The following is a 10,115-nucleotide window of genomic DNA, read 5'->3' on the forward strand; positions in this document are numbered from 1 at the left end:
CGGTGGATGGCGGATGGTTCGGTGCGGCTCAGGCTGCTGTGCCGCCGGGCAGCCACAGGTCGGGTCCGAAGACCTCGTAGCGGATGCGCCGGGCGGGAACACCGGCACGCAGCAGTTGTCCGCGTGCGTCTCGCATGAAGGGGAGCGAGCCGCAGAGGAACACCGCCGCCCCGTCCGGGAGTTCGGTGCCGCTGAGGTCCATCAGGCCGATGTGTGCGTCGGGTTCCTCCGGTCCGGGGCGCTCGTACCAGAAGTCGGCGCTCGCTCCCGGCAGTTGCCCGACGAGGTCGCGGGTCTCCGCGCGCAGGGCGTGGTCGGCGGGAGAGCGGTCGGCGTGCAGGACCAGCACCGGACGGATCGATCCGAGGGCGGCGAGGTGGGCCAGGATGCCGGTCATGGGAGTGCAGCCGATGCCCGCCGAGACCAGCACGAGCGGGGAGGTCGCGTCGATCGGATCGTCGAGAAAAACGTCGCCGAACGGCGCGGACAGCAGCAGTTCGTCCCCCTCACCGACGTGGTCGAGCAGCAGGGTGGAGACCTCGCCGGCGGGCCCCTCGGCGTCCCCGGTGACCCGCGTCACCGTGATCCGCCGCAGTCGGCCGCCAGGGTCCGAGGACAAGCTGTACTGACGCAGCTGGTGCACCCCGTCGGGCATGCGCACGCGGACGCTCACATACTGACCGGCCCGCGCCCGTGGAGCCGGTTCGCCGTCCGCCGGGCGGAGGAGGAACGACACGACGTCGGGTGTCTCGGTGCGGCGTTCGACGACCGTCCACGGCCGCCAGATCCCGCCGGGCTGGACACCAGCGTCCTGGTAGAGCAGGGCCTCCCGGCTGATCAGGGCACCGGCCATCAGCCAGTAGACCTCGTCCCACGCGGCGGCCACCTCCGGCGTGACCGCGTCGCCGAGTACCTCGGCTATCGCGGCGAACAGGTACTTGTGGACGATCGTGTACTGGTCGTCGGTGACGCCGACGGCCGCGTGCTTGTGCGCGATCCGGGACAGCAGCGCGTCGGGCCGTGCGCCGGGGTTCTCCAGCAGCGCGCCGGCGAATCCGGCGATCGAGGCCGCCAATGCCCGGCGCTGGGCGCCGCTGGCCTGGTTGCCGCGGTTGAACATCCCGTCGAGCAGCTCGGGCCGGTCGTGGAACATCGTGGCGTAGAAGCGGGTGGTGATCTCGTCGAGCGCTCCGGCCACGGCGGGCAGGGTGGCCCGTACGAGGGCGGCGGATTCCGCGGACAGCATGGAACCTCCCGGAAAGGGCGAATGAAGGAGGAAAGGGAAAGTGGAAGGGAGCCGCATCGGAGTCGCTCCGGAGCGGCTGACCTCTGTCTAGCAGTCACCGGACCGTGTATCGGCCCGGTCGAGCGGCCGAGGGCCGAAGAGGGGCCGAAGGGCCCCGTCACCCGGGGCGGGTCGGCCCCGCCGGGGCCCGTCGACGGGGGCCGGACGGCGCCGGGGCTGTGCCCCCTCGGCCCCCTGCCACGGGCTACGGCCGCTCGGCGGGCTCAGCGTCCGGGCGGCTCTCCTCGCGGCCGTAGTAGGCGGCCCGCATGAGTTCCTGCATGTCATCGAGCATGGGCATGCGCGGGTTGGCGGGCGCGCACTGGTCCTCGTAGGCGTTGAGGGCCTGCTGGGGCAGTGAGCGGAGGAAGACGTGCTCGTCCACGCCGAGTGACCTGAACGTCGGCTCGATGCCCACGGCCTCGCGCAGCCGCTCCACCGCCGAGGCGAGCGACTCGACACCCTCGGCCGGGGTGGCGGCGGGCAGACCGAGAGAGCGGGCGATGTCCTGGAAGCGTTCCGGGGCGCGGTAGCTCTCGTACTTGGGCCAGCCGGTGAGCTTCGTGGGGACGGTGCCGTTGTAGCGGATGACGTGCGGCAGCAGTACGGCGTTCGTGCGGCCGTGCGCGATGTGGAAGGTCGCGCCGAGGGTGTGGGACATGGCGTGGACGATGCCGAGGAAGGCGTTTCCGAAGGCCATGCCCGCGATGGTGCCGGCGTTGTGCATCTTCTCCCGGGCCTGCGGCCGTTCGGCGCGGTCGTTCACCGCCGCCTCGATGTTGTCGAAGATCAGCCGGATCGCGTGCAGGGCGAGGCCGTCGGTGAAGTCGTTGGCGTAGACGGACACGTACGCCTCGATGGCGTGGGTCAGGGCGTCGAAGCCGCTGTCGGCGGCCAGCGCCGGGGGCAGTGCGGTGGTGAGCAGCGGGTCGACGATGGCCACGCTGGGGGTGAGCGCGTAGTCGGCCAGCGGATACTTCTTGCCGGTGGCGGGGTCGGAGATGACGGCGAAGGGCGTCACTTCGGCACCGGTGCCGGAGGTGGTCGGGACACACACCAGACGGGCCAGCTTGCCCAGCGTCGGGAAGCGGAAGGCGCGCTTTCGGATGTCGGAGAACTTGTGCCGCATGTCGGCGAAGTCGATGTCCTTGCCCTGCGCCTGCTGCTCGTAGAGCAGCCACATCACCTTGGCCGCGTCCATGGGGGACCCGCCGCCGAGGGCGATGATGGTGTCCGGGCGGAAGTCGCCCATGAGGCGGGCGCCGCGCCGGACGGAGTCGATGCTGGGCTCGGGTTCCACGTTGTCGATGACCTGGATGGTGACGGGCTCGTGGCGCCGCCGCAGCACGCGTTCGACCCGGTCGACGAGGCCGAGGCGGGTCATGGTCGCGTCGGTGACGACGGTGACGCGGTGGACGTCCGGCATCGAGGTCAGGTAGCGGATGGACTGGGGCTCGAAGTAGATCTTCGGCGGGACCTTGAACCATTGGAGGTTGTTACGGCGCGCCGAGACGCGCTTGACGTTCAGCAGCTGGGCGGCGGAGACGTTGTTGGACACCGAGGTGCTGCCCCACGAGCCGCAACCCAGCGTCAGCGACGGCAGCAGGCTGTTGTAGATGCCGCCGATCGCGCCTTGCGAGGAAGGGGCGTTGACGATGATCCGCACGGCCTTGATGCACCGTCCGTAGGCCTCGGCCAGCGAGAGATCTCCGGTGTGGATGACGGCGCTGTGCCCCTGCCCGTGGAAGGCCACCATGTCGGCGGCCAGGTCGAATCCCTGCCGCGCGGAGTCGGCGCGGAGCACGGCGAGGACTGGGCAGAGCTTCTCGCGGGTGAGCGGCTCGTCCGGGCCGACCCGGGCGGTCTCGACCAGGATGAGCGACGTGTCCTGCGGCACGGAGAACCCGGCCTGCTCGGCGATCCAGACCGCGCTCTGCCCCACGGCAGCCGAGTTGACCTTGGGCTCACAGCCCGTGCCCGTGGCGTTTGCCCGGCTCGCGGGGAACAGGAAGGTCTCCAGCTTCGCCTTCTCCTCGGCCGTGGCCAGGTGAGCGTGCAGGGTGCGGAATTCGGCGAGAACCGCGTCGTAGATCTCCCTGTCCAGAATGACGGCCTGCTCGGAGGCGCAGATCATGCCGTTGTCGAACGACTTGGACAGCACCAGGTCGTTGACGGCCCGGCGCACATCGGTGCTGCGGTGGACGTAGGCGGGAACGTTGCCGGCGCCCACGCCGAGAGCGGGTTTGCCGGCCGAGTAGGCGGCCTTGACCATGGCGTTGCCGCCGGTGGCGAGGATCAGCGAGATACCCGGGTGCCGCATCAGCGTGCCGGTCGCCTCGACGGACGGGCTCTCGATCCATTGCACGCAGTGCTCCGGAGCGCCGGCGGCGACCGCTGCGTCGCGCACGATGCGGGCAGCCTGGGTGCTGCAACGCTGGGCGGAGGGGTGGAAGGCGAACACGACCGGGTTGCGGGTCTTCAGCGCCATGAGCGCCTTGAAGACGGTGGTGGACGTCGGGTTGGTGACCGGTGTGACCGCGCACAGGACGCCGACCGGCTCGGCGACCTCGGTCATGTCGTCGATGTCGTCGCGGGCGATGACGCCGACGGTCTTCATCCGTCCCATGCTGTGCGTGACGTACTCGCACGCGAACATGTTCTTCGCGGCCTTGTCCTCGAAGACACCGCGTCCGGTTTCCTCGACCGCGAGCCGGGCGAGGGCGGTGTGCTGGTCGAGGGCTGCGACCGACGCCTTCTTCACGATGTGGTCGACCTGTTCCTGATCGAGCGCCTCATAGTCGGCGAGTGCCTTGAGCCCGTTCGCGACCAGCTGGTCCACCGCGATGGCGATGTCGGACGGTGCGGCGGCGAGGCCGGCGGCCGCACCTGGTTCGTCGTGGCGGGTCATGGAAGCGGGCCTCCGTCGTCGGAAGGGGCCACCGCGGGGGGCGGGGGCGAGGGAGGGGAGCGGCAACGCGAGGGATCGGTACCGCTCCCACCAGCAGCGTCTCTCCTCAGCGGGGCTCTTCCCCAGGCCCCGATGGTCCCTTCGAGGGACTGACCGGCCCCGATTCACCGCGGACGTTCAGCCCGTTGACGACGCCGACCACCCCGTCCACCCGGTAGGTCGACCGGAGCGCGAGCGGAATGTCGCCGCGGTGCCGCAGGGTCCCCTCCAGGGTGACCATGCCGTCCCGGACGGAGACGACCACGCCGTCTGCCGACATCCCGAGGGCGCGGGTCACCTCCTCGCCGACCTCACGGCGGATCTCGTCGTCCGTCAGCAGGAAGACGCGGAGCAGGTCGCGTCGGGTGGCGATGCCGATCAGCCGGTCCTCCTCGTCCACGACGGGGAGGCGTTCGACGCCGTGACGCTCCATCACCCGCGCTGCTTCCGCGATCCGCTGCTCCGGATGCACGGTGACGGCAGGCGTCGACATCAACTGCTGCGCGGTGGTGGCGCGGCCCACGGCCGCGGTGCGACGTGCGCCGCGGCTCAGCGGGGGCAATCGGACCAGCCGCGTCCTGCCGTCCGCCGTCCGGGCGGCCTGCCGGCGGATCAGGTCGGTCTCGGAGATCACTCCCACCACCTTGTCGTCGTCGTCCACGACGGGCAGCCCACTGATGCGGTGCTGGTCCAGCAGTCGTACGACGTCCTTGAACGGGGTCTCTCGGTAGGCCTCGACGACGTCGTGCGTCATCACCTCACCGACGATGCGGGCCATGCCGGCCACCTTCCTTCACCTGCTGTCGCTTGTTTCCGCGCCGGGGAGCGCGGCTCGTCCGGCTTCCAGACGCGCGACCGGGACGCGGAACGGCGAGCAGGAGACGTAGTCCAGTCCGGCGGCGTGGAAGAAGTGGACGGACTCCGGATCCCCGCCGTGCTCCCCGCAGACGCCGATCTTCAGACCGGGTCGCGCGGCGCGGCCCTCGTCGACCGCGATCCGGACCAGTCGGCCCACTCCGTCGCGGTCCAGGGTCTCGAAGGGGGAGGTGGCGAAGATCCCCTTGTCGAGGTAGGCGGAGAAGAACGCCGCCTCGACGTCGTCCCGGGAGAAGCCCCACGTGGTCTGGGTGAGGTCGTTGGTGCCGAAGGAGAAGAACTCCGCCTCCTCGGCGATCCGGCCGGCCGTGAGCGCGGCCCGGGGCAGCTCGATCATGGTGCCGACCGGGCAGTGCACGGGGACGCCGGACTCCTCGGAGACCTCGGCGAGGACCCGCTCCACCTCCTCGCGTTCGATGCGCAGTTCCTCGACGGCGCCGACCAGCGGCACCATGATCTCCGCCCGGGGGAAGCCCCCGGCCTCCGTCCGTGCCACGACCGCCTCGGCGATCGCCCGCACCTGCATGGCGACCAGTCCCGGGACCACCAGGCCCAACCGCACCCCGCGCAGACCGAGCATCGGGTTCTCCTCGTGCATCCGGCTGACGGCGTCGAGCAGGTCGGTGTCGTGCGGGTCGGGCGCCGCGCCCCGGGCCTCGGCGGTGGCGAGGCGGACGGCCAGGTCGGTGCGGTCCGGGAGGAACTCGTGCAGGGGCGGGTCGATGAGCCGGATCGTGACCGGCAGCCCGTCCATCGCCTCCAGGATGCCGACGAAGTCCTGCCGCTGGAGCGGCAGCAGCGCGTCCAGAGCCTTCTCGCGCTCGGCCTCGTCACGGGCCAGGATCATCGCCTCGACCAGCTTGCGGCGCTCGCCGAGGAACATGTGCTCGGTGCGGCACAGTCCGACGCCCTGCGCGCCGAACCGCCGGGCGCGGGCCGCGTCCTCTGGGGTGTCGGCGTTCGCCCGCACCTCCAGCCGCCGGGCCCCGTCGGCCCGTTCCATCGCGCGGGCGACGGCCTCGACCAGTCCGGCCGACCGTTCGCCCTGCTCGAAGTAGCGCATCACCGCGGAGTCGACGAGCGGCGCGGCGCCCAGGTACACGGCTCCCCCCGAGCCGTCGACGGACACGACCGTGCCCTCCTCGACGACGGTGTCGCCCACGGTGAAGCGACGCCCGGCGGTGTCGACGGTGATCTCCTCGGCACCGCACACGCACACCGTCCCCATGCCCCGGGCGACCACGGCCGCGTGGCTGGTCTTCCCGCCGCGGCTGGTCAGCACGGCCTGCGCGGCGATCATGCCCGGCAGGTCGTCCGGGGTGGTCTCCTGACGCACCAGGACGACCTTCTCACCCGCGCCCGCCCGGCGCACCGCTTCGGCGGAGTCGAACACCGCCGCGCCGACGGCCGCGCCCGGTGAGGCGGGCAGTCCGTGCGCGAGCGCCTCGCCGACGGCGGAGGTGTCGAACCGGGGGAACATCAGCCGGGAGAGGCCGTCCCCGTCCACCCGGGCCAGACCCTCGTCAGCGCTGATCAGCTTCTCGTCGACGAGTTCGGCCGCGATCGCGAACGCGGCCTCCGCGGTGCGCTTGCCGACGCGGGTCTGGAGCATCCACAGCCGGCCGCGTTCGATGGTGAACTCGATGTCGCACAGATCCCGGTAGTGCCTCTCCAGAGCCTCCATGTGCGTGCGCAGCCGGCCGTACGAGACCGGGTCCAGGTCCTTCAGCGCGGTCAGCGGAACGGTGTTGCGGATACCGGCGACGACGTCCTCGCCCTGCGCGTTCGCCAGGTAGTCGCCGTACAGGCCGGGCCGCCCGGTGGCCGGGTCGCGGGTGAAGGCGACACCGCTTCCCGAGTCGGACCCGAGATTGCCGAAGACCATGGTCTGCACGTTGACCGCGGTACCCAGGTCGTCGGCGATGTGCTCGCGGCGGCGGTACAGCCGCGCGCGCTCGCCGTTCCAGGACTCGAAGACGGCGAGAACCGCCCGGCGCAGCTGCTCCGCCGGGGACCGGGGGAAGTCCTCGCCGGTCTCCCGCCGGATCAGCTCCTGGTACGTGCGCACCAGCCCGGCCAGATCCGCCGCGCTCAGCCCCAGGTCGTTCTTCGCCCCCCGGGACCGCTTGAGCGTGGTCATCGCGTCCTCGAACAGGGAGCCGTCGACACCCATCACTGTGCTGCCGAACATCTGCACCAGGCGGCGGTAGGAGTCCCAGGCGAAGCGTTCGTTCCCGGAGACCTTTGCCAGCCCGAGCACGGAATCATCGTTCAGACCGATGTCGAGGATCGTCTCCATCATGCCGGGCATGGAGAAGCGGGCTCCGGAGCGGACGGACAGCAGCAGCGGGTCGTCGGGCTGACCGAGCCGCCGTCCCGCGGACCGCTCCAGCGCGCCGAGGTGCTCGGAGATCTCGCGGGCCAGGGTGTCCGGCTCGGCGCCGGTGGCCAGGAAGGCCCGGCAGGCCTCGGTGGTCACGGTGAAGCCGGATGGGACGGGCAGGCCCAGGCGGGTCATCTCGGCCAGGTTCGCGCCCTTGCCGCCGAGCAGGTCGGCCAGGTCACGGCCGCCTTCCGCGAAGTCGTACACGTAACGCGCCATGACACCGGTCTCCTCGGTCGGACGGCTGACTGAATACCTCACCAGCGTCCTGCCGCCGGGACCGGAGGCGGCAGGTGCCGTCGGTCCCCTCCACCGGGCCGGTCGGCCCAGGCAATGTCGTCCCCCGGCACGGCCGCGCCCCTGACGGCCCGGCGCGGCACGAGCGCCGAACGACAGCGGCCAGGGTCCGGGCCGGACCCGCCGACCGGCGGGAGAGGCCCCGAAGCGGAGTCCCGGGCGCGCGTCTGGATCTACTACCGCGCGCCCTTGCCGACCACTACCGTGAGTCATGACCGGGCCGGTGGATGTCCGTGCGTCGAGGGGACCTGGAGGAGTACCGGTGGGAAGCCCCGAGGAGGCTCGCGTACGGCTGCCGCAGTTGCGGCTGGACGAACTGTTGGAGGAGCTGCAAGCGCGTCTGGACGCGGCTCGCGGCACGCGTGACCGGGTCCACAGCCTTCTGGAGGCGGTGCTTTCGGTCGGCCGAGAGCTGGACCTGGAGCAGGCCCTGCACCGCATCGTGGAGGCGGCCGCGATACTGGTCGACGCTGAGTACGCGGCGCTGGGCGTGATCGGCCCGGACGGCAGGCGTCTTTCGGCCTTCCACACGGTCGGGGTGAGCAAGGAGCAGATCGCCGCTATCGGCCCGTACCCGGAGGGCCACGGAATCCTGGGGGAACTGATCCGGCACCCCGAGCCGCTGCGGCTGGCGAAGATCTCCGACCACCCGGCCTCGTACGGCTTCCCCGCGCACCACCCGCCGATGAACACCTTCCTCGGCGTCCCGATCCGGGTGCGCGAGCAGGTCTTCGGCCACCTGTACCTGACCGAGAAGCGGGGCGGGGCCCAGTTCGACGAGGAGGACGTCTCGGTCACCCTCACGCTGGCGGTGGCGGCCGGCGTCGCCATCGACAACGCGCGTCTGTACGAGGAGTCCCGGCTGCGGGAACGCTGGCTGCGGGCGAACGCCGAGATCACGCACAGCCTGATGTCCGGGAGCGACCCGGCCGAGGTTCTCGCCCTGATCGCCGAGCGGGCCGGCGAGATCACCGGGTCCGCCCTGGCGGCGGTCGCGCTGCCCATGGAGGACACCGCGTCACTCGCCGTGGAGATCGCCGTCGGTGTGGACTCCGAGGCGCACCGGGGGCTTGTGCTGCCGATGGACAGGAGCCTGATGGGGCTGGCCTTCGCCGGCGAGGCCCCGGTCACCAGCGAGGACGTCGCCCACGACGAGCGCATCTCGCTGGAACCGCCGCGATTCGGCGGACTCGGCCCCGCTGTCGCCGTGCCCATCGGCACCGGCGAGGCGGGCGCGCGAGGCGTCGTGCTGCTGGCGCGTGAAGCCGGCCGGCCGGGGTTCACGGTGACGGAGACCGAGACGCTGCAGAGCTTCGCCGCGCAGGCCGCCATCGCGATGGAGCTGGCGGAACGCCGCCAGGACGCGGCGGCGGTCGCGGTGCTCATGGATCGTGACCGGATCGCTCGTGACCTGCACGACCTGGCCATCCAGCGGCTCTTCGCCACCGGCATGACGCTCCAGAGCGCCGGCCGTTTGATCGAGCACGAGGAGGCCGCCGAGCGCGTGGTGCGCGCGGTCGACGACCTGGACGAGACCATCAAGATCATCAGGTCGACGATCTTCGGCCTGCGCACCCGCGAGGGCGCGGGGGAGGCCGGCCTTCGCGCTCGTGCCGTACGGGTGGTCGGGGAGGCGGCGCCGGTGCTGGGCTTCGCCCCCAGCGTCAGGATGGAAGGCCTGCTGGACACCGACGTGCCCAGGGAGATCGCCGATCATCTGGTGGCGGTGCTCTCCGAGGCCCTGACCAACATCGCCCGGCACGCCCACGCGGACCGCGCCGACGTGCTCCTGGCGACGGACGGACGGGAGATCCGGCTGTCGGTCACGGACAACGGCGTGGGCATCCCGGCCGACGGCCGCCGCAGTGGGCTGCGCAACATGGCAGAGCGCGCCGAGCAGTTGGGCGGCCGACTGGAGCTGACGGAGCCCGAGGGCGGCGGCACCGCGCTGGTGTGGCGGGTGCCGGCGCAGAAGGCGTGAGCCTCAGGGCAGGGATGCGAGGGCAGGCGTCAGTGGGCGGCTTCCAGTGCCGACCGGACCGAATCGCGGTAGCGCGGACGCCGGCCCGGCGACGTCCGGGGCCATGTGCGGGTTCAGCCACAGCAGCAGCAGCGCCATCCCGGAGAATGCCGTCGCGCTCGCCGGCACGATGCGGCGCAGCGGACGGTTCTCCCTCAACGTGTGCACGACGGCCTCACAGCTCGAAGGACTCGTGATGGATGCGGTGGGCCGGGACTCCGGCGGCGCGCAGCGCCTCGTACAGGTCCTGTGTGAATCCGCGCGGGCCGCACAGGTACACGTCGTGGGCGTCCAGGTCGGGCCCCAC

5 protein-coding genes are annotated in these 10,115 nt (G+C 71.5%); 1 reads left to right on the forward strand and 4 read right to left on the reverse strand.

Features of this window, described 5'->3' with window-relative positions:
- Window positions 1–28: 28 nt before the first annotated feature.
- From ACN6LD_RS10675 to ppdK, 4 genes are all read right to left on the reverse strand, one after another.
- Window positions 29–1,246, reverse strand: coding sequence for a globin domain-containing protein (locus ACN6LD_RS10675; RefSeq protein ID WP_445042980.1), 1,218 nt, complete (start codon window positions 1,244–1,246; stop codon window positions 29–31).
- A gap of 244 nt (window positions 1,247–1,490) precedes the next feature.
- Window positions 1,491–4,193: a bifunctional acetaldehyde-CoA/alcohol dehydrogenase gene (adhE, locus tag ACN6LD_RS10680; protein WP_445042981.1), complete on the reverse strand. Its 2,703-nt coding sequence runs from the start codon at window positions 4,191–4,193 to the stop codon at window positions 1,491–1,493.
- Between the two features lie 106 nt (window positions 4,194–4,299).
- Window positions 4,300–5,010, reverse strand: coding sequence for a CBS domain-containing protein (locus ACN6LD_RS10685; RefSeq protein ID WP_319196947.1), 711 nt, complete (start codon window positions 5,008–5,010; stop codon window positions 4,300–4,302).
- 15 nt (window positions 5,011–5,025) lie between these two features.
- Entirely contained in the window at window positions 5,026–7,710 is a 2,685-nt protein-coding gene (gene ppdK / locus ACN6LD_RS10690) for a pyruvate, phosphate dikinase (protein WP_445042982.1), read from the reverse strand.
- A 340-nt stretch (window positions 7,711–8,050) separates the two neighbouring features.
- Between ppdK and ACN6LD_RS10695 the strand changes: the two genes are divergently transcribed.
- Window positions 8,051–9,769 carry a sensor histidine kinase gene (locus tag ACN6LD_RS10695; RefSeq protein WP_319196951.1) on the forward strand — a complete coding sequence of 573 codons (1,719 nt, stop codon included), beginning with the start codon at window positions 8,051–8,053 and terminating at the stop codon, window positions 9,767–9,769.
- Window positions 9,770–10,115 lie beyond the last annotated feature (346 nt).

This window comes from Streptomyces sp. SAS_272 (assembly GCF_052543235.1).